The organism is Amycolatopsis sp. NPDC101161 (assembly GCF_044768185.1).
In the GTDB taxonomy this organism is placed as follows: domain Bacteria; phylum Actinomycetota; class Actinomycetes; order Mycobacteriales; family Pseudonocardiaceae; genus Amycolatopsis.
This window is the reverse complement of sequence record NZ_JBIWPI010000012.1, coordinates 1-1,864: the sequence shown is the minus strand read 5'-3', so window position 1 is coordinate 1,864 and position 1,864 is coordinate 1. Positions and strand designations below refer to the sequence as shown.

The window sequence follows — 1,864 nt, the reverse complement described above, 5'->3', positions numbered from 1 at the left end:
GCGTGGTGTTTCAGAACCGTAGAGTGGATGCGCAACATCTTCGTAGACAAGTCCTCGGCCTATTAGTACCAGTCAACTCGACAACACATTACTGTGCTTCCATTTCTGGCCTATCAACCCAATGGTCTATTGGGAGCCTTAACCCACAAAGGGTGGGATACCTCATCTTGGAACAGGCTTCCCGCTTAGATGCCTTCAGCGGTTATCCCTTCCGAACGTGGCCAACCAGCCATGCCCCTGGCGGAACAACTGGCACACCAGAGGTTCGTCCGTCCCGGTCCTCTCGTACTAGGGACAGCCTTCCTCAAGTATCCTACGCGCGCGGCGGATAGGGACCGAACTGTCTCACGACGTTCTAAACCCAGCTCGCGTGCCGCTTTAATGGGCGAACAGCCCAACCCTTGGGACCTACTCCGGCCCCAGGATGCGACGAGCCGACATCGAGGTGCCAAACCATGCCGTCGATATGGACTCTTGGGCAAGATCAGCCTGTTATCCCCGGGGTACCTTTTATCCGTTGAGCGACACCCCTTCCACCAGGAGGTGCCGGATCACTAGTCCCGACTTTCGTCCCTGCTCGACATGTCTGTCTCACAGTCAAGCTCCCTTGTGCACTTGCACTCAACACCTGATTGCCAACCAGGCTGAGGGAACCTTTGGGCGCCTCCGTTACTCTTTAGGAGGCAACCGCCCCAGTTAAACTACCCATCAGGCACTGTCCCTGAACCAGATCATGGCCCGAGGTTCAGATTCCCAATTCGACCAGAGTGGTATTTCAACAACGACTCCACAGTAACTAGCGTCACCGCTTCACAGTCTCCCACCTATCCTACACAAGCCGAACCGAAAACCAATACCAAACTATAGTAAAGGTCCCGGGGTCTTTCCGTCCTGCCGCGCGTAACGAGCATCTTTACTCGTAGTGCAATTTCGCCGGGCCTGTGGTTGAGACAGCCGGAAAGTCGTTACGCCATTCGTGCAGGTCGGAACTTACCCGACAAGGAATTTCGCTACCTTAGGATGGTTATAGTTACCACCGCCGTTTACTGGCGCTTAAATTCTCAGCTTCGCCCCGAAAGGCTAACCGGTCCTCTTAACGTTCCAGCACCGGGCAGGCGTCAGTCCATATACATCGTCTTGCGACTTCGCATGGACCTGTGTTTTTAGTAAACAGTCGCTTTCCGCTGGTCTCTGCGGCCACCCACCCCTAGCCCGAGAAAGGCTTCAGGATGTTTGGCCCCCCTTCTCCCGAAGTTACGGGGGCATTTTGCCGAGTTCCTTAACCACAGTTCACCCGATCGCCTTGGTATTCTCTACCTGACCACCTGTGTTGGTTTGGGGTACGGGCCGTGCATGCACTCACTAGAGGCTTTTCTCGGCAGCATAGGATCACTCTACTTCGCCTCAAACGGCTACGCATCACGTCTCAACCTATATGAGCGGCGGATTTGCCTACCACTCGGCCTACACGCTTACACCAGTACTACCACTCACTGGCGGAGCTACCTTCCTGCGTCACCCCATCGCTTGACTACTACGAAATCAGGTCCCACGCTCCACAATGCCAACTCCGCCCGAAGGCTTCGCCGGCACGCTTTGGGTGGTTAGTATCAAACGCCTCGTCATGGGCGCACATGCTCGGGTACGGGAATATCAACCCGTTGTCCATCGACTACGCCTGTCGGCCTCGCCTTAGGTCCCGACTTACCCTGGGCGGATTAGCCTGGCCCAGGAACCCTTGGTCATCCGGCGGCAGAGTTTCTCACTCTGCATTCGCTACTCATGCCTGCATTCTCACTCCCACACCCTCCACGACTGGCTTCCGCCGCCGCTTCCCTGGATGCAGGACGCTCCCCTACCCATC

General features: G+C 56.1%; 1 rRNA gene. It reads right to left on the bottom strand.

Features of this window, described 5'->3' with window-relative positions:
* Nucleotides 1-42: 42 nt before the first annotated feature.
* A 23S ribosomal RNA gene (locus tag ACIRSS_RS50300) occupies nt 43-1,864 on the bottom strand; the annotation flags it as partial.